Genomic DNA, 24,920 nt, shown 5'->3' on the forward strand with positions numbered 1-24,920 from the left:
CAATTCAATATGTTTATGAACTTTTTTATCTTTCTTTCTTAACGCGTTTCCTTGCTAAGCGGGTGCAAATATAAAACCCTTTTTTAATCCCACAATGCTTTTTTTAGTTTTTTTTTAAAAAAAATTTAATCCCTTTTAATCAATCCAAAATATTACCTGTAGAACGTATTACCGCAAACGTATACTACCGTTTTTAGCGGCTGCAAATATACCACCATTTATTATCCCAAAACAAACTTTTTTGAACCTTTTTTTAAACCTTTTTTTTATTAAGCACTAAACACCTTATATACCAACACTTACATCTCAAATCTTTTTTGACTTTATACCTAATTAACCCAATAGATAAACCCCTTTTGAGTATTAAATGTAATTTATTTCTGTATATGTAGTATTTAATACATCCATCTTTAATGTGAGACTACCGTAAATAAGAATACTTAATTGTGAATTACCATCTAAACAAATAAACACCTTTCTTTAAAGACACCAATTAACTTGGGATCAATTCCCTACATTATATATGTATATAACGACCTTCTATACATATAACCCTCCCTTGATTTATATATATAAGCGAATAAGTATCATATATAATAGATATATATTGCATGGATTTGTTTATACTATTATCTTTGCAGCCGAATTTCAAATAGATTTATGATACATATTACATTACCTGATGGCAGTGTGAAGACGTTTGATTCAGGCGTCACACCTATGGATGTTGCGAAAAGCATAAGTGAAGGTTTTGCTAGAAACGTTATTTCAGCAAACTTTAATGGTACAACAGTAGAAACCGTGACACCATTAACCACTGATGGCTCCCTAGTACTATATACCTGGAGAGATGATGCTGGTAAAACCGCTTTTTGGCATTCATCAGCGCACGTTTTAGCACAGGCGATTGAAGAATTGTATCCAGGATCTAAGCTTACCATAGGACCAGCTATTGAAAATGGTTTCTACTATGATGTGGATTTTGGTGAGCATACTGTTTCTGAAAAAGACTTTAAAACTATTGAAACTAAAGTTTTAGAAATAGCTAGAGGAAAACATGATTTTAAAATGCGATCGGCTTCAAAGGCTGAAGCTTTAGCATTATATAAAGACAACGCCTTTAAAACTGAGTTGATTGAAAATTTAGAAGATGGCACCATTACATTTTGTGACCATTCTACATTTACAGACTTATGCCGTGGTGGTCATATTCCAAATACTGGTATTATAAAGGCTATTAAAATATTAAGTGTTGCAGGTGCATATTGGCGTGGGGATGAAAACAAACCGCAACTTACACGTGTTTATGGTATTTCATTTCCAAAACAAAAGGAATTGACCGAATACCTACAGATGCTTGAGGAAGCTAAAAAACGTGACCACAGGAAACTTGGTAAAGAATTGGAGCTTTTTACTTTTTCGAAAAAAGTAGGACAGGGTTTACCACTATGGTTACCTAAAGGCGCAGCATTGCGCGAGCGTTTAGAAAACTTTTTGAAAGCTGCACAAAAAAAAGCTGGTTATGAAATGGTAGTCACGCCTCATATAGGACAAAAGGAACTTTATGTGACCTCTGGCCATTACGCAAAATATGGCGAAGATAGTTTTCAACCTATTTTAACGCCAAAGGAAGATGAAGAATTTTTATTAAAACCCATGAATTGTCCACATCATTGTGAAATTTACAACAGTTCTCAATGGAGTTATAAAGATTTACCTAAGCGATATGCTGAATTTGGTACTGTATACAGGTATGAGCAAAGTGGCGAATTACATGGTTTAACGCGTGTAAGAGGATTTACCCAGGACGATGCCCACCTATTTTGTATGCCAGAACAACTTGACAAAGAATTTAAAGATGTCATTGACTTAGTCCTTTACGTTTTTGGTTCTTTAGGTTTTGAAAATTTCACAGCGCAAGTTTCTGTGAGAGATCCAGAAAACCCTGATAAGTATATTGGAGATGTTGACAACTGGGAAAAAGCTGAGCAAGCCATTATTAATGCTGCTACAGACAAAGGTTTAGATTTTGTTGTAGAAACTGGCGAAGCCGCCTTTTATGGTCCTAAGCTAGATTTTATGGTAAAAGACGCCTTAGGAAGACGTTGGCAACTTGGTACAATACAAGTAGATTACAACTTACCTGAACGTTTTGATTTGACATATAAAGGCAGTGATAATGAGTCACATAGACCTGTTATGATTCATCGTGCACCGTTTGGAAGTATGGAGCGTTTTGTAGCCTTATTATTGGAACATACTGGTGGTAATTTTCCGCTTTGGCTCATGCCAACTCAAGCAATAATATTATCAATTAGCGAGAAATACGAAAAATACTCTGAAAAAGTTTTAAATTTGCTAGAAAATGACGAAATTCGCGCCCTTGTAGACCATAGAAATGAGACTATCGGGAAAAAAATTCGGGAAGCCGAAATGCAAAAACACCCGTATATGATTATCATTGGTGAACAAGAGGAGAAAGAGGGTAAGATTTCTGTAAGACAGCACGGTGGTGCCGATTTAGGGATGATTACTGTAGAAAGTTTTTCAGAAATAATAAAAGAAGACATTAAAAAAACGTTGAAATCGTTTTAAAAAATATAAGTTTAATTTAAAACCATAACGCCATAGCTATTAGAAGAAGACAGCAACCCAGAAGGGTTTCGCAAGAAGACAAACACAAGATTAACTCTAAAATTACTGCACAAAAACTGCGTCTTGTTGGAGACAATGTTGAAATTGGTATTTACACAAAAGGCGACGCCATGCGTATTGCCAATGAGCAGGAATTAGATCTTGTAGAGATTTCGCCAAAAGCGGATCCTCCTGTTTGTAAAGTTATGGATTACAAAAAGTTTCTTTATGAACAAAAGAAACGTGATAAGGCTTTAAAATCTAAAGCAACGAAAGTTATCATAAAAGAAATTCGTTTTGGTCCACAAACTGATGATCATGATTATCAGTTTAAAAAGAAACATGCAGAGAAATTCTTAAAAGAAGGTGCAAAGCTAAAAGCATTTGTATTCTTTAAAGGACGATCTATTATATTCAAAGAACAAGGGCAAATTTTATTATTAAAGTTAGCACAAGATCTTGAAGAATATGGAAAGGTAGAGCAAATGCCTCGATTGGAAGGTAAACGTATGACGATGTTTATTGCCCCGAAAAAATAAGAAACATTAGAAAAATAATTAAGCGAAATAATTAAAAACTAGGAGAAGAAAATGCCTAAAATGAAAACAAAATCTAGTGCCAAAAAACGATTTAAGTTAACGGGTACTGGTAAAATTAAAAGAAAGCACGCTTTTAAGAGTCATATCTTAACAAAGAAATCTAAAAAGCGTAAGCTAGCGTTAACTCATGATACTTTAGTACATAAGGCTGACGAGAACAATATTAAAACAATGATGCGTTTAAAGTAACATTGTTTTAATCGGTTAAAACAAAAATTATAAACCCTGGAGTTAGGCCTTTAAAAGAGTTAAGCAATTAACCGCCAACTACAAAACACATTAAAAATTATGCCAAGATCAGTAAATTCTGTAGCAAAAAGAGCCAGAAGAAAAAAGGTTCTTAAACAAGCAAAAGGTTACTTTGGAAGACGTAAAAACGTTTGGACAGTAGCAAAAAATGCGGTTGACAAAGCGATGCAATATTCGTACAGAGACCGTAGAAACAAAAAAAGAACATTCCGTGCATTATGGATTACGCGTATTAACGCGGGAGCTAGATTACATGGATTATCTTATTCTCAATTTATGGGGAAATTAAAAGCTAATGATATTGAATTAAACCGTAAGGTTTTAGCAGATTTAGCTATGAATAACCCTGAAGCTTTTAAAGCTGTTGTAGAAAAAGTAAAATAAATAAGGCACTTAGCCGATTGTAAAACATATTATTCGCTTAATAAAAATCCGATTCTTAATTGAATCGGATTTTTTTTATTTATTAAAAAATCTTAATTATTAGGTTTACTTTTATATCAGGAACCTCCAAAATAATTTGTTTTTAATCGAGATATTCAATGGTTACAACAATTAATTTCCAAAATATTTAAAAGATTATCATATATTAAGGGTAATCTAAAACCTTTCCCTAGCTCTGAATTATTAGTATTTAAAAACTAAACATTTAAATCAAGCTATTATGAAAACAAATCCTTTTAACTATTTAAAAATCATCTTTCTTTCCTTGCTACTTATTATTGCGTACAGTTGTGAAACTGAGCAAGTCGATTATGATGAAGCCTCTTTGTCAGAATTAGATAAGAAAGCAAAGAGAATTGAAGCATCTTCTGTTATCACTTTTGATAAATGTGACCAGACCTATCAAACAACCGACCTTTTAGCAGGCCAAAATATTTTGGTTGGAAATATCTCAGTTGTAATAGTGGGAGACAATTACGAAATCAGTTATAATATTACAAATAACGATTATTGTCTAACTAGCACACATTTATCAGTAGTTGTAAATACAGGAGATTTCCCTATGACTAAAAAGGGTAACCCAATCCCAGGTCAATTTGAATATAAAGAAAATCATGATTGTGTAACCTCATACACTTATGAAGTTCCAACATCAAAAGGATTATTTATTGGTGCACATGCCGTAGTCAACTGTGTAGATGATGTAACTTCTGACTCATTTAATTACTCTTTACCCAACCAAGTAAATGTTAAAGTAAATGCAAAAGGAGTTCCTAATAGCTATTTTAACATTGAAATTGCCACTAGTAATATATTAAGCGGCGAATTTGATGCATGGTGTGTTGATCAAGATGCATCCCTAAATAGTAATGAAAGTTTTATTGGAGATGTGTACTCTTCTTATGAACCCCTTCCTGTTAACAAATTCGAAAACGCTCAAAACTTCGGTGCGGTTAATTGGTTAATGAATCAAAACTTTATAGGAACAGAAGCTTCTGAAACATTGGGCAATTACACTTTTGGAGATATTCAAATTGCTATATGGAAGTTAGTAGATGATAGTGTATGCGTTGATTGTGATTATACAGGTCCATATAATAATGAAAGAATTGACATGCTTGTTGCTCTGGCCTTAGAGCAAACTGATTTTGTACCTAGTTGTGGTGAAAATGTAGTAATTCTATTAGTGCCAACAGATAACAAGCAAACTATTTTTGTTACCATTCCTGCACCTTGTGGTAACTGTAGTGAAACAGCCTGGGGTGCTGGATGCGATTTCCCAGGAAACAATTGGTTTACATATTTTAAATATGGCTGATATATTAATTTGAATAAATAAACAAAATCCGATTCTTAATTGAATCGGATTTTGTTTATTTATTCAAATTACGTATGTTTATCGCCCCAAATCATTTATTATGTATACTTTAAATAGAATTAGAAACTCTTCTTTTTGGTTTATAGATTTCTTGAAGGGAGGAAATATTAGAAGCCACTATAAAGAAATAGAAGCTCTCATACTACAACCAAATTCTCCTAAATCAGTAGAAAAAAGAAAAAACAATCTAAATAATCTGCTAAAACATGCTACTTCCTCTACGGAGTATTACAAACCCTACGCTAATTATAAAAGTATAAATGATTTTCCTGTTATTAAAAAAACGGTGATTCAGAGTAACTTTGAGGCTTTTAATTCAGAAAAATATCTTAAGGCTAAGAACTATAAGGTTTCAACAAGTGGCTGAACAGGGCTTCCATTTTTCCTATTTCAAAACTCCAATAAAAGAAGTAGAAATACAGCAGATGTACTCTTTTTCGCCAAATTATCAGGCTATACCATTGGTAATAAATTATTTGAACTTGAAGTTTGGAGAAAGCATAATCAAAAAAGTAAATTAAAGTCTTTTATACAGAATGTAACACAGTTTGATATATCAAAATTAACGGATGCCCATATTGCTGTATTAATCGAAAAATTAAAGTCATCAAAACAAACCAAAACTATTCTTGGTTTTTCTTCTGCTTTAGAAAATATCTGTAGGTATCTTGACGAATCAAATACATCTGTATCAAATCTCAATATAAACTCCATACTAGCTAATTCAGAATACTTAAATTCATATACCAAAGAAAATTTAGGAAAACACTTTAATGCGCCCGTTTTGTCTAGGTATTCTAGTGAAGAAATTGGTATAGTAGCGCATCAGACAATTGACTCTCAGGAACATTTCATCGTCAACAATGCAAGTTATTATATTGAATTATTGAAATTTGATGAAGATACACCTGCTGAGGCGGGAGAACATGGAAGAATTGTAGTCACAGATTTGTTCAACTACAGCATGCCGATTATTAGATATGATACAGGTGATATTGCAAAAATGTTGAAAACAGACGATGGTACTTTAAAATTTGAGAGTATTGAAGGGCGTAGAATGGATTTAATTTATGACACTCAAGGAAATTTAATATCTTCTTTTGTGGTTTACACAAACTTCTACCCCTTTTATTCGTTATTAAATCAGTATCAATTTATTCAAACAGCTCAAAAGGACTACCTAGTTAAATTGAATATTAAACATGAGTTTGTTCATGAAAAAGATTTAATTATATCCTTAAAAAAAGAATTTGGAAATGATGCGAATATTAAAATTGAATATGTTGATGAAATTCCGCCTTTGGCATCGGGAAAAAGGAAGAAAGTGGTTAACCTTTGGTCGGCATAAGTTTATTGTTGAAATATCGTTAATATCGTTATATACTTTAATCGCACTATGAGACTACAAAACACTCTAGGAAACCATTAAAATGAATTTAACAGGAATAAAACTTGTGACCACTGATATGGATGGCACCTTGTTAAACTCAAAACACGAAGTAAGTACTTTGTTTTTTGAATTATTTGAAGAACTCAAAAACCTAGACATTATTTTTGTTGCAGCAAGTGGTAGACCCTACTATAGTATTGTAGATAAATTAAGTACCATTAAAGGTAATATTATAGTTGCTGCAGAAAACGGCGGTTTGGTGGTTGCTAATGATAAAACCTTGCTTTCAACCCCCTTAAACCTCGAGGGTTTAAAAGAAATAGAAACCGAAATTGATTGCCATGCTCATATTCATCCCGTATTTTGCACAAAGTCAAAAGCTTTTTTTAAAAACAGCTCCGTTGCTATTTTACCCATACTTTCAGAATACTATCCAAATTATCAACTCATAAACTCAATAGATGACATTGAAAATGAAATCTTAAAAATAGCCTTATTTAATAATGACGATGCACAGAAATTGATCTATCCGCTATTTGAACGGTTTAAATCTAATTATAAAGTCATCGTCTCCGGACAACACTGGGTGGATATTTCTCATGAATTAGCCAACAAAGGACATGCTATAAAGCTCATCCAAAATATGTACAACATTACCTCTGAAGAAACTTTGGCGTTTGGTGATTATGATAATGATATAGAAATGCTACTTCAATCCAAATATAGTGTTGCTATGAAAAACGCAAACCGAACTATTAAAAACATTGCTTCATTTGAAACTAAAAGCAATAATGATAATGGTGTTGAATTAATATTAGAAAAGTTAATTAAAGCAAGAAAACAATTTAAGTAATTTATTGTCCATATGCCGTTACAACCACGCGTCTTCGGCCTCCAAAATTTCTATGTTCACATAAGTATATGCCTTGCCAAATTCCAAGATTGAGCTTGCCGTTGGTAATGGGAATTTGCACAGATGCGCCCAATAATGACGATTTAATATGGGCTGGCATATCATCTGACCCTTCGTAAGTGTGCTCGAAATATGAAGCATGCTCTGGCACCATAACATTAAAATGACTCTCAAAATCTGTTCTTACTGTAAAATCAGCATTTTCATTGATTGTGAGACTAGCGGAGGTATGCTTAATAAAAACTTGAAGTTGTCCAATTCCTATTTTATTGATCTCAGGAACAGCATTTAAAATTTCATCAGTTATTAAGTGAAAGCCCCTTGTGTAATTTTTTAACTGCAGTTCTTTTTGAAAATAGTTCATCAGGTTTTTTGCTTTTTCTTCTTAGCAGCTGGAAATAGAACGTTATTTAATATAAGTCGGTATCCTGGAGATGTTGGATGTAAGTCTAGTTCTGTTTTAGCATCCCCAACCCTATGCTGGTAATCTTCAGGATCATGTCCGCCATAGAACGTAAAAAAACCTTTCCCTTTGATGCCATGGATATATTTTGCCTCGCCATTAGATTTGGTTTCTCCTAGTACCAATACATTTGATTTTATTTCATTCCTTTTAAATGAGGTCGTTTGCCCCATAAACCCTTTAACAAGTGCCGTGTGATTTTGACAAAGCATGGTTGGTATAGGATCCCATTTAGCAGAAAACTCCATTAGAGAAAAATAATCTGCGCTTTTAGGTATCATGCGTTTTCTAGTCATATCAATAGAAGAAAACTCATAAACCTTAGGGTTTCTTTCTAGCACAAAATTGCTGAATGCAAATGTTTTATTGTAATCAATTTTATTCTGATAACCAGCTTCACTGCCATCCCCATCAAACATGGGTTCGCATATATCTAACCCTTCCGCAGATAAAGCAATATCAAAGCTATCGGTAGCACTACACATGGCAAACATGAAACCGCCTCCAATAACATAATCTCGAATCTTCAAAGCTACAGCCAATTTCTCTTCAGATACTTTATTATATCCTAATTCTTGAGCCAGAGATTCCGCATTTTTCTTGGCTTCAATATACCAAGCAGAAGCTCTGTACTGGGCATAAAACTTTCCAAATTGCCCTGTAAAATCTTCATGATGCAAATGCAGCCAGTCAAAAACGAGTAGTCCGTCATTTAAAACTTCTTCGTCGTATACAGTTTCATAAGGTATTTCTGCATATTGCAGTACCATAGTCACAGCATCGTCCCAAGGTCTTTTTCCTTTGGGTGTATAAACAGCTATTTTTGGCGCCTTTTCTAGCACCACAGCTTCCATATTTTGACTTGGACTATTTATTTCTTCAAGAATACCTTCAGTCTGTGCGTTGGATAGGATTTCAAAAGACACACCTCTAATTTGACATTCACGTTGTATGGCCTCTGTATCAGGCAATAAAAACGCCCCGCCCCTATAGTTTAATAACCATTTTACTTTTAATTCTTTACTAAGGGTCCAATAGGTAATACCATAGGCCTTGAGGTGATTTTTCTGAGTTTCTGCATCCATCGGAATTAAGATATAGGAAGCAAAAGCACTATAACCACAAATCAAAAATAAAAATACAATAACGAGTCTTCTGGTATGCAATGAAAATATCCAATTTAAATGAGCAGAAAGATACCTAAAATTTACTTCTTTTAAATGCGTTTAACAGAACATTATAGCTTAGAAAGGCACTTCATTGTCATCATCATTAAACGAACTACCAAAAGCTTGATCTGGACTTGCTTTAAAGTTATCTGCTTTAAAGGTATCGTCATTAGCCGCAGCATTCATTTTAGAATGAAACTCAAATGGTGAATCAAAATCATCTAAATTGTCAAACTTACCTAAATGCCCTAAGAATTTTAAACGAATATTTTCTAAACCACCATTACGGTGTTTCGCTATAATGAATTCTGCTTGGCCTTCGGTAGGTGAACGTTCGTCATCATCCCACTCGTCAATTTTATAATACTCTGGTCTATAGATAAAAGAAACAATATCCGCATCTTGCTCAATAGCTCCAGATTCACGTAAATCAGATAATAATGGGCGTTTACTTCCTCCACGAGTTTCAACAGCACGAGACAATTGTGATAATGCAATAACAGGAACCATAAGCTCTTTAGCAAGCGCCTTTAAGTTCCTTGAAATCATAGAAATTTCTTGCTCACGGTTACCGCCATGACTAGTTCCTCCTGTCATTAATTGCAGGTAATCAATCATAATCATTTTGATGCCGTGTTGAGACGCCAAACGACGTGCCTTTGCCCTTAAATCAAAAATGGACAAGGACGGTGTATCATCAATAAATAATGGCGCACTTTCCAAATCTTTAACTTTAACATTTAGTTGTTCCCACTCGTGTTTCTCTAATTTACCTGTTCGAAGTTTTTCAGAGGACAACCCCGTTTCACTAGAGATTAAACGCATAATTAACTGCACTGATGCCATTTCAAGCGAGAAAAAAGCAACAGGAATTTTTTGATCTACAGCAATATTTCTGGCCATAGACAAGGTTAAAGCTGTTTTACCCATACCCGGACGTGCTGCCACAATTATTAAATCTGAAGGCTGCCATCCTGAAGTTAATTTATCCAATTTATGAAAACCGGTAGGAATACCACTAAGGCCTTCCTTATTTGAAATTTCTTCAATTTTCTTCTTTGCCTGAATTACTAAATCTTGGGCTGTTTCACTAGATTTCTTAATATTCCCTTGAGTAACTTCATACAACTTCGATTCAGCGGCGTCCAATAAATCAAAAACATCTTTAGTTTCATCATAAGAATCTTCTATGATTTCACTCGATATTTTTATTAAACTACGTTGAATATATTTTTGTAAAATAATACGAGCGTGAAACTCTATATGTGCCGAAGAGGATACTTTTTGTGTTAAAGAAATCAAGTAAAAATCACCACCGGCTAGCTCAAGCTTGGCATTCTTCTTTAACTGGGTTGAAACCGTTAATAAATCCACAGGTTCACTGTTTTCAAACAACTGAAAAATAGCTGCAAAGATATGCTGATGCCCTTCTTTGTAAAATGCTTCAGGGTTTAAGATATCAATAACTTCATCAACCCCTTTTTTATCAATCATCATTGCCCCTAACACAACTTCTTCTAAATCAATAGCTTGCGGAGGTATTTTGCCTTTCTCAAGGTTTATTAGGGTACTCTTATCTACTTTATATCCGCTTAATTGATTTGGTTGTTTCATAGCTACGAAAGTAATTAAAAAGAAAAGGTTGTTATGAATTAGGTGTAATAGGTTTATTAACTGCCTATTAACAATTTAACTGTTAATAAGTTAAAAATATTGTCAATAAGCATAAAAAATCTGAAGTGATGAACTTCAGATTTTTAAAAAGTTGTAGTTTTAAAAGACTTAGCCTTTATAGACTCCCATGTTTGCATATTTTTCCATGCGCTGCGAAACCAAATCTTCTGGTGATAAGTTTTTAAGGGTCTCATAAGATTTAACAATAGCATCACTAACAGCCTTGAATGTCTTATCACGATCCCTATGTGCACCACCTAATGGTTCTTTTATAATATCATCAACTAACTTAAGCTTTTTCATATCAACTGCTGTCAATTTTAAAGCTTCAGCTGCTTGTTCTTTATATTCCCAACTACGCCATAAAATGGATGAACATGATTCTGGAGATATCACAGAGTACCAAGTATTTTCTAGCATTAATACTCTATCTCCCACACCAATTCCAAGCGCTCCACCTGAGGCGCCCTCTCCAATAACTATGGTAATTACAGGAACTTTAAGACGTGTCATTTCTAGAATATTCCTTGCGATAGCTTCGCCTTGACCACGTTCTTCTGCTTCTAATCCTGGGTAAGCTCCCGGCGTATCCAAAAGGGTGACTACAGGAATACCAAACTTTTCGGCAGATTTCATCAATCTTAGTGCCTTTCTATATCCTTCAGGATTTGCCATCCCAAAGTTTCTATATTGTCTCGTTTTTGTATTAAATCCCTTTTGCTGACCAATAAACATAAAGCTTTGGTCTCCAATTTTACCTAAGCCACCAATCATCGCTTTATCATCTTTAAAGCTTCTGTCTCCGTGAAGTTCTAAAAAGGAATCTCCACAAATGGCTCTAATATGATCTAAAGTATACGGTCTTTCTGGGTGGCGTGACAACTGAACACGCTGCCATGCTGTTAAGTTTTTATATATATCTTTTTGAGCCGCAGCTAATTTCTTTTCTATCTGCTGGCATGTCTCAGTAACATCAACCTCACTCTCCTCTCCAATTATTTTACATTTCTGTAATTGGTCTTCGAGTTCTTTTATTGGGAGTTCAAATTCTAAATATTCCATAAGAATTTAATTTAGCTATTAATTGTTGGTTAGACTGCAAATATAAAAACTTTAATCTTGAAATACAGTTAAGAATTATCTCTTTTTGATTTTCTCCTATGTTTTAAAACAGCATTAATAATAACTACGCTAATAATAACAATAGCCCCATAATAAAAATTAGGACTCATCCTTTCTTTTTCTGGGAATAAAATTATTGCCATAGCTATACCATAAATAGGTTCTAAATTATAAGACAAAACCACTGTGTAGGGGCTAATGACCTTCATAACATGTACAGAGGCAATGAAGGCATAAGCCGTACAAATGGAAGCCAAAATAAAAAGGTATTTAAAATCACTAGGACTAATACTAAAAAAATCTTTAGTAAACCCATCACCAAAACATAGGATATACACCGAAATAAAAAATACACCGCTCAAAAATTCATAATATGAAATCACCGAAGCCTTATGCTGCCTTAAAAACATCCCATTTAGCACAGCAAATAATGATGAAAAAAAAGCCGACACTATGCCTAATAATATCCCTGTAAGGTATTTAATTTCACTTTGTGTAATTATAAAAACTCCAATTACCACAAGTCCTCCAAAAAGAATTTCATACCATATAATACCACGTTTATAAATTAATGGTTCTATAAATGAAGCAAAAAATGCCCCAGTTGAAAACATAGCTAGTGTAATGGAAATATTTGACGCATCAATAGCACCAAAAAAAGTTATCCAATGTAACGCAATTATTACACCGGCTATAGAAAGCCTTATGAGTGATTTAAGATTAATTTTTAAATTAACTCGCCTAATTTTAATGTAAACAAACATTAAAACTGAAGCCATAATCATTCTATACCAAACCAAAGATATCGCCTCAATTGTAATAAGCTCCCCTAAAATTGCAGTAAAACCCGCAATAAAAACCAAAAAATGAAGATGTATTTGGTTTTTAAGTTGGTTATTAATTTGTAATAAACGTTTATCGTTTGGCATTATACAAGAGGTATGCTGCTAAAATACCAAAAATGAAATTAGGAAACCATACCGCTACTAATGGTGGAAAATCAGATTGTTCGGCCATTACACCAAATACCTTATCAAAGAAAACAAAAACCATAGCTATACAAATTCCAACAGCTAAATTCACCCCCATACCGCCACGTCTTTTTATAGAAGACACCGCTACAGCAATTATAGTCAAAATAAATACTGATACAGGTAAGCTCCATTTTCTATATAACACCAGTTTAAAACGTCCTACATTTGAAGACCCTCGGGATTCCTCCTTTTCGATAAAGTTTTTTAAGTCGTTGTACATTTTAGTTTCCGCAGCATAAATAACCGGAATTAAATCATCAACCTCAAAAGAAAAAAGCGTGTCTTTTTTAGGAATTATTTCCAGTAAATCTACATCTATCCCTATATCTCTTTTAACATAATTGGTTAATCTGTATACCGTATCATTCTCAAGATATTTTATAGTTTTAGCAGATATTTTGTATTTGAGTTGGTTTTCTTCAAAATGCTCTAAAGTGAAGTTATGTCCTAAATTATTTTTTATATCGAAGCTACTCACGTAAATAATATCATTATCATTTATCTGTCTAAATACATTAATATTATCTACAGCACTTTTACCCCTTTTCAAGTACTTATAGCTAAAATCATTAAATCCTTCACTAGCTTTAGGTGCTAAAAAAAGGCCGAGAATAATAGATAAAAAGGCTACAACACTTGCACCAATAAGATATGGTCTTAAAAATCGAGTGAATGAAACACCAGAACTTAAAAATGCGACAATTTCCGTATTATTGGCCAATTTTGATGTAAACCAAATCACAGATAAAAACAAAAAAAGCGGAAAAAGTAAATGCGCAAAATAGACAGTAAAATCAAGAAGGTAGATTAAAACAGCATTCAATGGCACCTCATTATCAAGAATTTTTCCTATTTTTTCAGCTAGGTGCACTGTTATTGCAATTGGAATAAAGAGCAATAACATCATGAAAAATGTGAATAAATAACGCTTTAATATGTACCAATCTAAAACTTTCATTTACCTATAAACGCGTATCCATTTGCTTTACCATTTTATCTTTCCATGTTCTAAAATCTCCGGCTAATATATGTTTTCTTGCTTCACGAACCAACCATAAATAAAAACCTAAATTATGTATTGTTGCTATTTGTTTTCCCAATAATTCATTTACAGTGAACAAATGCCTTAAGTATGCTTTTGAATATTCGGTATCTACAAACGTTATCCCCATGTCATCAATTGGAGAAAAATCGTCAGCCCACTTCAAATTTTTAATATTAATGGTTCCGTGTGCAGTAAATAACATCCCATTCCTTGCATTTCTTGTTGGCATCACACAATCAAACATATCTACACCTAACGCAATATTTTCTAAAATATTGATTGGTGTACCTACCCCCATTAAATAACGTGGCTTATCTTCGGGTAAAATTGCACAGACAACATCGGTCATGGCATACATTTCTTCAGCTGGTTCTCCGACCGACAAACCGCCAATGGCATTTCCAACAGCACCCGAATTAGCAATGTATTCTGCTGACTGTTTACGCAAATCTGTATATGTACTCCCCTGAACTATAGGGAAAAACGCTTGGTTATAATCGTATTTTAAAGGTGTTTTCTCTAAATGATTAATACATCTATCCAACCAACGGTGTGTCATATGCATAGAACGCTTTGCATAGTTATAATCACATGGGTACGGTGTACATTCATCAAAAGCCATTATAATATCTGCACCTATGGCGCGTTGAATCTCCATCACATTCTCTGGGGTAAATGTATGATAGCTTCCATCTATATGAGATTTAAACTTAACCCCTTCTTCCTTAATTTTTCTATTGGCCGAAAGTGAATAGACTTGATACCCGCCAGAATCAGTTAGTATATTTCTATCCCAATTCATGAATTTATGAAGACCACCAGCTTTTTCTATAATATGGGTTTGCGGTCTTAAATATAAATGATACGTGTTTCCTAAAATAATATCAGGGTTAATCTCATCCTTTAACTCACGTTGATGCACGCCCTTTACGGTAGCGACTGTGCCCACTGGCATGAAAATTGGCGTTTCTATGACACCATGATCTGTAGTTATTTTACCAGCTCTGGCCTTACTTTGTGCATCTTGTGCTTTTAATTCAAACTTCATTTTATTGAGATAAGGGAACAAATATAATTAACTCAAATAGGATATTGATTGTATGCTTGGAAATTTATGGCTAGGTAACTGAGCATTATAAATCTTACTAACCTATATATACCCTTCTAATGTAAGCTATACTTGAGGGTTAGGCATAAAAAAGCCTCATGTTTTAAATATGAGGCTTTTTTTTACTTTTTATCCTTATAGGAATCTGTCTCTTCTGGATCCAAATATCGAGGAAGATCACCATTTTCAGCACTCTTTCCATCTCCATAATCATTAGTTGGATCGCCATCTTCGTTCATATCTTCTAATATAGTAGGTACACCATCACCATCATCATCAGAGTCAAAATAATCTGGAGTACCATCACCATCTCTATCGTCTCCATCATGAACATCCAAACTAGAATTTAGAGTAAACTCACCATCTTTTGTATTCCAATCTTCCTTATAGGAAGGTACATTATCATTATCATGATCGTTCTCATACTTCTGAAACAAATCAAATTTAAAATTGATAGGTTCATAGGCACTAATGCTACCTGTAGCATTTGAGAAATATGCCAAACCAGAAGGTACGAACATAATCCCCACACCATGATTGGTATACTCTACTGTTCCATCTTCATTTTCAATAAAATTCTCTGCGATTTTAAATTCCGGCAATACTTTTCGCCATCCGGCTACCAAAGCGGTTAAATCAAAATTGGTAGGAGAAACGGCACTATCAAATATATTGCTATCTAATGTAAAGCCTTCATAAGTTACCAAAATATTATCGGCAAAAGTTGGTGAAGGTTCAGGATCATTTGTTTTAGGGTTTAAATCAATATACCATATTTCATAATCTGTATCAGCATAATTTACCTTTTTCATTATAGTATCTTTAGCCAATAATCTATGTCCTTCTGGTATAGACTCTCCAACTTGAAGTTCAGTTATAATTAAATCTTTCGAGCTTACATTCGGGTTTGAACCGTCAAAGACACTCGAATTATAATAATGGCTATCTAAATATGCTACAATAGAATCTTTATCAGCCATCTGTTGTTCATCTCTATCCCTAATAGGCACGGTCTCAAAACCACCATTATCATCATTCTTACATGAGGCTAAACCAATGGCTAAACATATAGTGATCAAACTTATTTTAATCAATTTCATTTCTTCTACAATTTAAAAAGCGGACATAACAATTATAAAATTCATATGTACCAAGTAATCTCTAATATTCCTTATTTTTGAAGGCGCAAGATACAATTTTAATATATTCTTGTACAACAACATTAACGTAGTTTTAGAATTAAATATATGCGTATAGATAAGTTTTTATGGTGTGTTAGGTATTACAAAACGCGAACTCTGGCAACCACAGCTTGTAAAAAGGGTCATGTTCGGGTTAATCAGGAGGTCATTAAACCAAGTAGAGAAGTATTCCCTACTGATACTATAGAGTTGCGGAAGAATCAAATTAACTATAAAATTAAGGTCAATGATATCCCTCCAAATCGCGTTGGTGCAAAACTAGTAGACCTATACCGAACAGATATTACGCCAAAAGAACAATTTGAAGCACAGGAATTGTTAAAATACTCAAAGGATTACTATAGAAAAAAGGGTACAGGAAGACCAACAAAAAAAGATAGAAGGGATATTGAGGGTTACACTGATAATACTGCAGAAGATGACCAATAAAAAAATACTGCTAGTAAAGCCGTAGAATTCACCAATTAAAAACTAAAATAAACAGATTTAAATAAGTAATTTTATCTTTCAATATTTTTAATAACTTAAAGAAATGACTGTTAATAATAACATTATACTTAAGCATAACGAAATTAACCATAAAATTAGGCGCATTGCTTTTCAGATTTATGAGAGTAATGTCAATGAGACTGAGGTCATTTTAGCTGGTGTTGACAAAAACGGCTATACCCTGGCTAAAAAACTTAAAACTGTTCTTAAAAACATATCTGATATTGACCCCACATTATGTAAAGTAATAATTGATAAAAAACAACCTTGGAAGCCTATCTCAACCTCTATTACACCAGATGATTATAAAAACAAGTCATTGGTTTTAGTGGATGATGTCCTTAATTCTGGTACAACGCTTATTTATGGGGTTAAACATTTTTTAGACGTTCCTCTAAAACAATTTAAAACAGCAGTATTGGTCAATAGAAATCATAAAAAATATCCAGTAAAGGCAGATTTTAAGGGCATATCCTTATCAACATCGTTGCATGAGCATGTAAACGTCATTTTAGAGGGAAAATCTTTTGAAGTCACTTTAGAATAGTATCGACACCATGTCTTCAACGATTTCTGGTTTAGATTTGTGATCGATAACCACATGCTTTTCAGCTTTACTATAAAAGGGCATACGTTCAAATAAATGTTTCCCGACAAATTCTGACATATCCTCTACATTATCAATATGAGAAATTAAAGGGCGTTTACTTCTTTTCTGTACTAATTTATTGGCTAAAAAAGGAACTGTTCCTTTCAAATAAATACTGATGGCATGTTTTGCCTTGAGTACCTCATCCATGTTTTCACCAAAGCATGGCGCACCACCTCCCAAAGACAAGACTGTATTTTCTTCATTTGCCTGTAAAAGTTCTTTTAAATATTGTGTTTCTTTTTTTCTGAAGTAAATTTCACCTTTAGAATTAAATATTTCCTTAATAGTAGCGCCCTCCTTTTCTTCAATGAAATCATCCAAATCAATGAATCTATAATTTAACTTTTTGGCCAAAAGTTTTCCAACAGAAGTTTTTCCAGAAGCCATATAGCCTATTAATACAATGGTCATATTTTCGTTATAAATTGATTATTAAAAACATAGGTTTAAGCACTGCAAAAAAACAAAAATTTATTTAAAAAAAGTATTGTTTTATTAATTAAACATTTTATATTTGCACCCGCTAACGGTAATATGTTAGTTTGAAATAATGACCTGGTAGCTCAGTTGGTAGAGCATCTCCCTTTTAAGGAGAGGGTCCTGGGTTCGAGCCCCAGCCCGGTCACTAAAAACGTCTGAAACCTTTGTTTCGGACGTTTTATTTTTTATTTCAAACATAATATAACAACAATGGTATTATCTTAGTTTGAAACAATGACCTGGTAGCTCAGTTGGTAGAGCATCTCCCTTTTAAGGAGAGGGTCCTGGGTTCGAGCCCCAGCCCGGTCACAAGACAGGAATAATATCCGAAATGGAAACCTTGCTAATTTTAGAATTAGCAAGGTTTCGTCGTTTTTAGGAAATAATATTGTATTACCCGGATCAAAACTAAAAGTTGTGTTTAAGAAACTTTTTGTGGTCATTAAATAAACACAGCAACTAGTTGAAGTCAGATGCTCCCTATTAAAAACAAAAAAGCCTCACTATAATTAGTGAAGCTTTTTGTGAGCCCTGAAGGATTCGAACCTTCGACCGCCTCCTTAGAAGGGAGGTGCTCTATCCAGCTGAGCTAAGAGCCCTAAAAGAAAACATTTTCGTTTTCCGGTGTGCAAATATAAAATTAACTATATATCTAACCAAAAGAAATGTTTATAATTTTTATGAATTATTTTGTGTATTTATGAACTCTAACATTTTTAATACGTTAGAAAAAATAACATCATTATTTAATAGAAAAAAGCGTCATATAAAATATGACGCTTTTGTTTTATTATCACCGTTCTTCTTTCTACCAGAATAAACAATATAATACCGTTAGCAATATACATATCACAATAGAACCGATATTAAATAATGGTGAGGTTTTAAATAACTCTTTACTTATCTCAATACCCTTAGGATCATCAGCACCCTTATTCTGCATATTACTCATTACGATTATTATGATCATACTTAATAATGCCGTAATACCCATTTGATGCATCCATGGTTCAAATACTGGAATTGGAATAAACTTTAACGCTAATGCTATTGGTATGGATAAAATGGCTCCCCAAATAGCTGCATTATTTGTTGTTTTCTTATAAAATAATCCAAGCATGAATACAGCCAAGATACCTGGACTTACGATACCTGTATATTCCTGAATAAATTGAAAGGCTTGGTCTATTCCTCCTAATAGTGGCGCTACAATTACTGCAATAATTAACGCAACGGCTGCAGAAATCCGACCGACATTTACAGTCGTTTTATCATTAGCATCCTTATTAATATATTGCTTATAAATATCCATAGTAAATATGGTGGATGTTGAATTTAACATAGACGCTAAGGATGATACCACTGCTGCTGCTAAAGCTGCAAACGCCACCCCTTTCAATCCTGTTGGCAAAAATTGCAACAACCAAGGATATGCCTTATCTGCTTGCTCTGTAGACGGCATGTTTAACATCCCTACTTCGCCCAAATTAGCCATTATTGAAGGATCATTAACCATAACATATGCTGCGATTCCAGGAATTACAACAATTAAAGGAATGATTAGCTTTAAAAACGCGGCCAATAATATACCTTTTTGAGATTCCTTTAATGATTTCGCAGCCAAGGTTCTTTGTATGATGTATTGATTGAACCCCCAATAGTATAAATTAGCAACCCATAAACCACCTACTAACACCCATATGCCTGGCAAGTTGATATAGTTATCATTAGATTCTTCAAGAATCATATGAAATTTTTCAGGAGCAGCCTCCCATACTTTAGAGAATCCTACTAGCACCCCTTCTCCGCCAGAGACCGTATTTAAGGCTAAATAAGTAGTTACTAAACCACCTAAAACTAAAAACACTACCTGTATAACATCCGTCCATGCTACAGCCGACAAACCTCCGTATAATGAGTATGCTGCCGCAAAAAGTGCTAAACCAATAATAGCGTACATCATATCAATACCCATTATTGTTTCAATAGCCAAACCTCCTAAATATAAAACAGAGGCCAGATTAACAAATACGTATAAGGCTAGCCAAAAAACAGCTAATATGGTCTTTAAGTTTGTAGAAAAACGTTTTTCAACAAATTCAGGTATGGTATACAATCCTTTCTCTATAAAAATAGGTAAGAAATATTTACCAACTATAATTAGTGTTAATGCTGCCATCCATTCATAAGATGCAATTGCTATTCCTAGGGCAAATCCAGACCCAGACATCCCAATAAATTGCTCTGCCGAAATATTGGCTGCAATTAATGAGGTACCAATGGCCCACCATGGTAAAGATTTACTAGCCAAGAAATAATCCTCAGCATTTTTTTGGTGTCCTTCTTTATCTCGGGAGACCCACAATCCTACACCTAAAATCAAAATAGCGTAAGCAACAAAGACTATATAGTCCCACATTTCAAAACCTGCTGTCATAATAAAATAATTTAGTTTAGTTAGTATTTTGACCCAAATATAGATATTTAATATTGAAAAATGTAGCGGACAATCCCTTAAAATGTATCAGCTAGTAAAAAAAACCAAACTAGTAGGGTCTAGTAGGTATTTACGAATAAATATTATTACATTTGTAGCGTAGATTAGCACATTTGTTGCAAAAATTAATAGGATTGGTTTCCAAAAATGATAGAAGTAAAAAAAAATATAGGAATCCCGAAATACAAGCAAATAATTAATTCTATAGAAGATGCGATTATTTCAGGTGTTTTAAAAAAAGGAAGTCAAATTCCTTCTATCAACCATATAAAAAAGAACCACAATTTATCTAGAGATACGGTTCTAATGGCATTTAATGAACTCAAAAATAGAGGTATTATTAAATCTATTGTTGGCAAAGGTTACTTTGTAGAAAGTGAAAACATTCAAGTACAACAAAAAATATTTTTGCTTTTTGATGAATTAAACGCCTTTAAGGAGGATTTATATAATTCTTTTCTAAACAACTTAGATTCAAACATCCAAGTAGATATTTTCTTTCATCATTTCAACCATCAAACATTCGAAAAATTAATCAATGAACATGTTGGCGAGTATAACTATTATATTATTATGCCTGCAAATTTAAAAAACACTGCTACAACTATAAACAATCTACCTTCGGACAAGGTTTACATTTTAGATCAACTTCATGATGACCTTCAAGATTATCCAGCTATTTATCAAAATTTCAATAAATCAATCTTCAATAATTTAAATAGTGTAAAAGACCAGATAAAAAAATACGAAAAGCTTGTTTTAGTCTATTCTGAAGACAAACAGCCACATGGCATGAAAACAGGTTTTTTAAGATTTTGTCAAGAGCATAATTTCTCTTTTGACATAATAGATAATGTAAAACATAATGTTGTTGAAAAAGGAAATCTTTACATCACCCCAGAAGACAAAAGTCTTTTATGGATTATAAAAAAAATGAAAAAACAAGGGCTTATTATGATACAAGACATTGGGATTATTTCATATAACGACACCTTACTTAAAGAAATTATTGCAGACGGTATTACAACAATTTCAACTGATTTTGACAAGATGGGGCACCGTTTGGCCGATATGATAAAAAACAAAGAACATTTAAAAATAGAAAACCCTAATCATCTGATAATTAGGAATTCAATATAACAACAAAACTATTTACTGTGTACACAATTAAACATGACGAAGCATTAAACACGTTAGAAATTCAAGACTCTGAGAAAAGCCTTTATGGCAAAATTCACCTTAATGCCGGGGCGAGTTTACAAGAACTAACCTTGAACGGAAACCCCATTATTCAAGATTTATCACCCTTAACTTATGACTCAACATATGCCTCTTCCATTTTATTCCCTTTTGCGAATAGAATAAAAGATGGCGCGTATGAGTTCAAAGGTAAAGCCTATCAATTTGAAATAAATCAAAAAGAAGAAAACAATGCCCTTCATGGGTTAGTCTACAATAAGTCATTTAATATTGTAAAACAAGAAGCTCAACAGGACTCCGCTAGTATTGTATTAGAGTACGTTGAAGACAAAGCTTCCACTGGGTTTCCATATACCTATAGCATTCAGGTGACATACATTTTTAAAGCAGATGCGTTACATATGGAGCTGTCAGTAAAAAACACTTCGTCCAATGATTTCCCGTTTACATTGGGATGGCACCCCTACTTTATAAGCGATAATTTACACAACAGCACCCTGAGTTTTGATTGCAATAAAAAAATAGTCATCGGTGAAAGAAATATAACAACTGGTGTTGAAGATATTAAACCAATAAAAGCATTTAAAATTGAAGACCAACAACTGGATGATTGCTGGATTTTGAATTCTGACAAAATAGTTTTTAGTACACCTAGTTACGACTTAACCTTTGGGTCTTCTGATAATAACAACTTCGTGCAAGCCTACACCCCACCCCGTTTGAATACTATTGCTATTGAACCCACTACAGGTGTTTCTGATAGTTTTAATAACAACATTGGCCTGCAAATATTAAAGGCGAATGATACCTACAAAATAATATGGGATTTAAGTATAACTAACAAGTAACAAACATGAGCAAGACATTAGTTCAAGATGTAAAGAAAAAATTCATCGAAACATTCAAAACAGATCCTTTACTAATATTTTCTCCAGGTAGAATTAATATTATTGGTGAACATACAGATTATAATGATGGTTTTGTTTTTCCAGCAGCAGTAGATAAAGGTATTGCCGCTGCTATTCAAAAAAGCGATTCTGGCAGTTGCACTGCCATTGCATTAGATTTAGATAGCACCATAGAATTTGACCTAGATAAACTGAAACCGTCTAAAGAAGGTTCATGGGAAAATTATGTATTTGGTGTGGTCGCAGAAATTCAAAATCGCAATAAAATTGTGGGCGATTTTAACATCATATTCAAAGGTAATATTCCCGGAGGTGCAGGCATGTCATCGTCTGCAGCATTAGAAAACAGTGTTGTATTTGGTCTTAACGAACTTTTTGATTTGGGTTTATCAAAACAGGAAATGATATTAATATCTCAGAAAGCAGAGCATAATTATGTTGGGGTTAATTGTGGTATTATGGACCAATATGCAAGTATGTTTGGTGTAAAGCATACCGCCCTCCATTTAGATTGTAGAACAGTAGAATCTAAGCCTTATACAATTGATTTCAAAGATTATGAATTAATGCTTATTAACACCAATGTTAAACATAGTTTATCTGATAGTGCTTATAATGACAGACGTTCGGCTTGTGAGAGCATTTCAGAATTACTAGGCATTAAAGCATTAAGAGATGCTACTGAAGCCGACTTAGAGGCAATAATTGACAAGGTTACACCTGCTAATTACCAAAAGGCTTTATATGTGATTCAAGAAAACGCGAGAACAATTAAGGCAGCCCAGGCAATTGAAAATAATGATTTAGAAACACTAGGACAATTAATATATCAATCACATAATGGCTTATCAAACCAATATAAAGTAAGTTGTGATGAATTAGATTTTCTGGTAGAACAAGCTAAAAAAAACAAACACGTTTTAGGTGCCCGAATGATGGGCGGCGGTTTTGGAGGCTGTACCATAAACTTAGTTGCTAAAAAAGAAGCTAAAACCTTTTCTGAAATAGCCGCTAAAGCCTACAAAAATAAATTTGGCAAGGAATGTTCTGTGTATTTCATTGAACTTTCTCAAGGCACACACATCGTAAAATAACAGACTTCAAAAATATAAAAATGAAAAATAATGATTTACAAGATTATTCACATAAGCGTTACAACATTCTTACAGGTGAATGGGTTTTAGTTTCTCCTCATAGAGCTAAAAGACCTTGGCAAGGTCAAAATGAAGCTGTAAATAATGAAAAGCGTCCATCCTATGATGAAACATGTTATTTGTGTGCTGGTAATACAAGAATTAATGGTGAAATAAACCCCAAGTATGAAGATGTGTTTGTTTTTACAAATGACTTTGCCGCTTTACAAAGTGATTCACCTACATTCAATGTTAATGACGGTTTATTAGTTGCTGAGAGTGAAACCGGTATTTGTAAAGTCATTTGCTTTAGTCCAGACCATTCAAAAAGTTTAGCAGATATGTCTCCTGCTGAAATACAAAAAGTAGCTTATGCATGGCAAAGAGAATTTAAAGAATTAGCTGATAATCCAAAAATAAACTACGTTCAAATATTTGAAAACAAAGGTGCTGTGATGGGCTGTAGTAACCCACATCCTCATGGACAAATATGGAGTCAATCAACCTTACCCAATGAGGTTGACAAGAAAAATACTCAGCAATTAAATTATTTCAATAAGAATAATAGCAGTCTTCTTGGAGACTACTTATCCCAAGAATTAGAGAAACAAGAACGTATTATTTTTGAAAATGAGGGCTTTGTAGTACTTATTCCATTTTGGGCGGTTTGGCCTTTTGAAGCCATGATTGTGCCCAAAAGACAGATGTCTAATATTTTAGATATGAATGACGCTGAAACCTTGCAATATGGAGAAGCTATTTCGGTAATTACTAAGGCATATGATAAGTTATTTAATACGTCATTCCCATATTCAGCTGGTATACATCAAGCGCCTACTGATGGGAATGAAAACCAACATTGGCACTGGCATATGAGTTTCTATCCACCACTTTTAAGAAGTGCAACCGTTAAGAAGTTCATGGTTGGTTATGAAATGTTTGGTTCGCCTCAACGCGATATTACAGCTGAAACTGCTGTAAAAATGCTTAGGGATCTTCTTTAGCCATTTAGCATTTTAACTGGTAACGTTTAAACCTGATAAGCCTAAAATCTTATCAGGTTTTTTATAGCCCGCTGTTAAAGTATCCTAAATAATACAATTAGAATATAAAAAAAACTTTAATTTGAGTAACATT

At 33.5% G+C, this 24,920-nt stretch carries 24 protein-coding genes and 3 tRNA genes; 16 read left to right on the forward strand and 11 right to left on the reverse strand.

Features of this window, described 5'->3' with window-relative positions; all coding sequences use genetic code 11:
• Positions 1 to 660: 660 nt before the first annotated feature.
• The 8 genes from thrS to IE051_RS17755 all read left to right on the forward strand — a co-directional run bounded on the left by thrS (position 661) and on the right by IE051_RS17755 (position 7,547).
• Positions 661 to 2,595 carry a threonine--tRNA ligase gene (gene thrS / locus IE051_RS17720; protein WP_189362760.1) on the forward strand — a complete coding sequence of 645 codons (1,935 nt, stop codon included), beginning with the start codon at positions 661 to 663 and terminating at the stop codon, positions 2,593 to 2,595.
• 32 nt (positions 2,596 to 2,627) lie between these two features.
• Positions 2,628 to 3,173: a translation initiation factor IF-3 gene (gene infC, locus IE051_RS17725; protein WP_262891399.1), complete on the forward strand. Its 546-nt coding sequence runs from the start codon at positions 2,628 to 2,630 to the stop codon at positions 3,171 to 3,173.
• 51 nt (positions 3,174 to 3,224) lie between these two features.
• Positions 3,225 to 3,422 (forward strand): 50S ribosomal protein L35, encoded by a 198-nt coding sequence (gene rpmI, locus IE051_RS17730; protein WP_044634010.1) that lies wholly within the window; start codon positions 3,225 to 3,227, stop codon positions 3,420 to 3,422.
• Positions 3,423 to 3,521: 99 nt separating this feature from the next.
• Entirely contained in the window at positions 3,522 to 3,866 is a 345-nt protein-coding gene (rplT, locus tag IE051_RS17735; protein WP_044626052.1) for a 50S ribosomal protein L20, read from the forward strand.
• Positions 3,867 to 4,146: 280 nt separating this feature from the next.
• Positions 4,147 to 5,244: a hypothetical protein gene (locus IE051_RS17740; protein ID WP_189362761.1), complete on the forward strand. Its 1,098-nt coding sequence runs from the start codon at positions 4,147 to 4,149 to the stop codon at positions 5,242 to 5,244.
• A 100-nt stretch (positions 5,245 to 5,344) separates the two neighbouring features.
• Positions 5,345 to 5,671 carry a hypothetical protein gene (locus tag IE051_RS17745; protein WP_189362762.1) on the forward strand — a complete coding sequence of 109 codons (327 nt, stop codon included), beginning with the start codon at positions 5,345 to 5,347 and terminating at the stop codon, positions 5,669 to 5,671.
• A 417-nt stretch (positions 5,672 to 6,088) separates the two neighbouring features.
• On the forward strand, positions 6,089 to 6,652 hold the full coding sequence (locus IE051_RS17750) for a phenylacetate--CoA ligase family protein (RefSeq protein WP_189362763.1): 564 nt from the start codon (positions 6,089 to 6,091) through the stop codon (positions 6,650 to 6,652).
• An 82-nt stretch (positions 6,653 to 6,734) separates the two neighbouring features.
• Positions 6,735 to 7,547 (forward strand): HAD family hydrolase, encoded by an 813-nt coding sequence (locus IE051_RS17755; RefSeq protein WP_189362764.1) that lies wholly within the window; start codon positions 6,735 to 6,737, stop codon positions 7,545 to 7,547.
• Between the two features lies 1 nt (position 7,548).
• Here IE051_RS17755 and IE051_RS17760 read toward each other — a convergent pair whose 3' ends face one another.
• The 8 genes from IE051_RS17760 to IE051_RS17795 all read right to left on the reverse strand — a co-directional run bounded on the left by IE051_RS17760 (position 7,549) and on the right by IE051_RS17795 (position 16,322).
• Entirely contained in the window at positions 7,549 to 7,971 is a 423-nt protein-coding gene (locus IE051_RS17760; RefSeq protein ID WP_189362765.1) for a secondary thiamine-phosphate synthase enzyme YjbQ, read from the reverse strand.
• On the reverse strand, positions 7,971 to 9,155 hold the full coding sequence (locus tag IE051_RS17765) for an asparagine synthetase B (RefSeq protein ID WP_189362766.1): 1,185 nt from the start codon (positions 9,153 to 9,155) through the stop codon (positions 7,971 to 7,973). Before IE051_RS17765 ends, IE051_RS17760 begins: the two co-directional genes overlap by 1 nt.
• Before the next feature lie 159 nt (positions 9,156 to 9,314).
• The gene (gene dnaB, locus IE051_RS17770; RefSeq protein WP_189362767.1) at positions 9,315 to 10,853 is read right to left on the reverse strand and encodes a replicative DNA helicase; all 1,539 of its coding nucleotides are present in this window, start codon (positions 10,851 to 10,853) and stop codon (positions 9,315 to 9,317) included.
• A 168-nt stretch (positions 10,854 to 11,021) separates the two neighbouring features.
• Positions 11,022 to 11,975: an acetyl-CoA carboxylase carboxyltransferase subunit alpha gene (locus IE051_RS17775; protein WP_189362768.1), complete on the reverse strand. Its 954-nt coding sequence runs from the start codon at positions 11,973 to 11,975 to the stop codon at positions 11,022 to 11,024.
• Between the two features lie 68 nt (positions 11,976 to 12,043).
• Positions 12,044 to 12,964: a DMT family transporter gene (locus IE051_RS17780; protein ID WP_189362769.1), complete on the reverse strand. Its 921-nt coding sequence runs from the start codon at positions 12,962 to 12,964 to the stop codon at positions 12,044 to 12,046.
• Positions 12,951 to 14,027 carry an LptF/LptG family permease gene (locus IE051_RS17785; protein WP_189362770.1) on the reverse strand — a complete coding sequence of 359 codons (1,077 nt, stop codon included), beginning with the start codon at positions 14,025 to 14,027 and terminating at the stop codon, positions 12,951 to 12,953. The genes IE051_RS17780 and IE051_RS17785 overlap by 14 nt, the downstream gene beginning before the upstream one ends.
• 4 nt (positions 14,028 to 14,031) lie before the next feature.
• Positions 14,032 to 15,162 carry a tRNA guanosine(34) transglycosylase Tgt gene (gene tgt / locus IE051_RS17790; protein WP_189362771.1) on the reverse strand — a complete coding sequence of 377 codons (1,131 nt, stop codon included), beginning with the start codon at positions 15,160 to 15,162 and terminating at the stop codon, positions 14,032 to 14,034.
• A 182-nt stretch (positions 15,163 to 15,344) separates the two neighbouring features.
• Positions 15,345 to 16,322: an FKBP-type peptidyl-prolyl cis-trans isomerase gene (locus IE051_RS17795; protein WP_189362772.1), complete on the reverse strand. Its 978-nt coding sequence runs from the start codon at positions 16,320 to 16,322 to the stop codon at positions 15,345 to 15,347.
• Between the two features lie 147 nt (positions 16,323 to 16,469).
• Between IE051_RS17795 and IE051_RS17800 the strand changes: the two genes are divergently transcribed.
• Both IE051_RS17800 and IE051_RS17805 read left to right on the forward strand, forming a co-directional pair.
• Positions 16,470 to 16,853 (forward strand): RNA-binding S4 domain-containing protein, encoded by a 384-nt coding sequence (locus tag IE051_RS17800; RefSeq protein WP_189362773.1) that lies wholly within the window; start codon positions 16,470 to 16,472, stop codon positions 16,851 to 16,853.
• Between the two features lie 103 nt (positions 16,854 to 16,956).
• Positions 16,957 to 17,460, forward strand: a complete 504-nt coding sequence (locus IE051_RS17805) for a phosphoribosyltransferase family protein (RefSeq protein WP_189362774.1) — start codon at positions 16,957 to 16,959, stop codon at positions 17,458 to 17,460.
• Here IE051_RS17805 and IE051_RS17810 read toward each other — a convergent pair.
• The gene (locus IE051_RS17810; RefSeq protein ID WP_189362775.1) at positions 17,452 to 17,976 is read right to left on the reverse strand and encodes a shikimate kinase; all 525 of its coding nucleotides are present in this window, start codon (positions 17,974 to 17,976) and stop codon (positions 17,452 to 17,454) included. The two genes, IE051_RS17805 and IE051_RS17810, sit on opposite strands and share 9 nt — an antisense overlap.
• A gap of 141 nt (positions 17,977 to 18,117) precedes the next feature.
• On the opposite strand from IE051_RS17810, the gene IE051_RS17815 reads away from it, so the two are divergent.
• Both IE051_RS17815 and IE051_RS17820 read left to right on the forward strand, forming a co-directional pair.
• Positions 18,118 to 18,190: transfer RNA gene (locus IE051_RS17815), tRNA-Lys, on the forward strand.
• 91 nt (positions 18,191 to 18,281) lie between these two features.
• Positions 18,282 to 18,354: transfer RNA gene (locus tag IE051_RS17820), tRNA-Lys, on the forward strand.
• A 216-nt stretch (positions 18,355 to 18,570) separates the two neighbouring features.
• Here IE051_RS17820 and IE051_RS17825 read toward each other — a convergent pair.
• Together IE051_RS17825 and IE051_RS17830 are read right to left on the reverse strand one after the other, a co-directional pair.
• Positions 18,571 to 18,644 (reverse strand) — tRNA-Arg (locus IE051_RS17825).
• A 209-nt stretch (positions 18,645 to 18,853) separates the two neighbouring features.
• Positions 18,854 to 20,482 (reverse strand): sodium/sugar symporter, encoded by a 1,629-nt coding sequence (locus tag IE051_RS17830; protein WP_189362776.1) that lies wholly within the window; start codon positions 20,480 to 20,482, stop codon positions 18,854 to 18,856.
• A 207-nt stretch (positions 20,483 to 20,689) separates the two neighbouring features.
• Between IE051_RS17830 and IE051_RS17835 the strand changes: the two genes are divergently transcribed.
• From IE051_RS17835 to IE051_RS17850, 4 genes are read left to right on the forward strand one after another with little or no spacing between them, the layout of a single operon-like run.
• Positions 20,690 to 21,682 (forward strand): GntR family transcriptional regulator, encoded by a 993-nt coding sequence (locus IE051_RS17835; RefSeq protein ID WP_189362777.1) that lies wholly within the window; start codon positions 20,690 to 20,692, stop codon positions 21,680 to 21,682.
• Between the two features lie 17 nt (positions 21,683 to 21,699).
• Positions 21,700 to 22,590 carry an aldose 1-epimerase gene (locus tag IE051_RS17840; RefSeq protein ID WP_189362778.1) on the forward strand — a complete coding sequence of 297 codons (891 nt, stop codon included), beginning with the start codon at positions 21,700 to 21,702 and terminating at the stop codon, positions 22,588 to 22,590.
• Positions 22,591 to 22,595: 5 nt separating this feature from the next.
• Complete coding sequence (gene galK / locus IE051_RS17845; protein WP_189362779.1) at positions 22,596 to 23,744, forward strand: galactokinase; 1,149 nt, start codon at positions 22,596 to 22,598, stop codon at positions 23,742 to 23,744.
• Positions 23,745 to 23,764: 20 nt separating this feature from the next.
• Positions 23,765 to 24,787 carry a UDP-glucose--hexose-1-phosphate uridylyltransferase gene (locus IE051_RS17850; RefSeq protein ID WP_189362780.1) on the forward strand — a complete coding sequence of 341 codons (1,023 nt, stop codon included), beginning with the start codon at positions 23,765 to 23,767 and terminating at the stop codon, positions 24,785 to 24,787.
• Positions 24,788 to 24,920: the final 133 nt, after the last annotated feature.

Origin of the sequence: Algibacter mikhailovii, assembly GCF_014651495.1 — a bacterium.
Taxonomy (GTDB): Bacteria; Bacteroidota; Bacteroidia; order Flavobacteriales; family Flavobacteriaceae; genus Algibacter_E; species Algibacter_E mikhailovii.